A 527-nucleotide genomic window follows, 5' to 3' on the forward strand; every position below is an offset into this window, starting at 1 on the left:
CGGACAAGCCGTTCTACCGGGGCTCCGCTTCCTACGTCCGGCGGTCGACCGGATCGACCCTTGTCACCGGCCGATCAGCCCTTAACTTCACGGCCTTGGCCGAAAGGCCGTTCGGCCGCCATCACCGTTCTCAGACAGGAGATACACACATGAACGCATCCGGGCACGCGGCATCCCTCGCGCCGAGCCTCACGCTGCCCTGGCCGTTGCCGCCCGTGCTGCTCGCGGACAACCCCAACACGGGGCCCGCGGTCGGCGGCAACACCGTCAACCTCACCGGTCTGGGTCTCAACAGTGCCACGCAGGTTCTCTTCGGAACGGCTCCGGCCACAGTCGTGGCCGGCGACGTCCTCGGCTTCAACCTCGTCGTCGTGGCCCCGCCCGGAGACGACCCTCGGCGGCACGGCCGTCGCAGGAACCATGACCTACACCTCCTAATGCTGTTGTCAAGCAGCCGCTGTGACCGGGAGTCCGCGTTGGAAGCACTGTCCGTCACGAATGAGAGCCCACAGGACGTTCACTCGTCG

Annotated in this window: 1 protein-coding gene; it reads left to right on the forward strand. The window is 66.6% G+C overall.

Translation table 11 applies throughout. The features are described 5' to 3' along the window. Positions 1 to 149: 149 nt before the first annotated feature. Positions 150 to 527: IPT/TIG domain-containing protein (locus OP86_RS32575; RefSeq protein WP_033334512.1), on the forward strand; the 378-nt coding region annotated here is incomplete at its 3' end.

The organism is Streptomyces novaecaesareae (assembly GCF_000716875.1).
GTDB lineage: Bacteria > Actinomycetota > Actinomycetes > Streptomycetales > Streptomycetaceae > Kitasatospora > Kitasatospora novaecaesareae.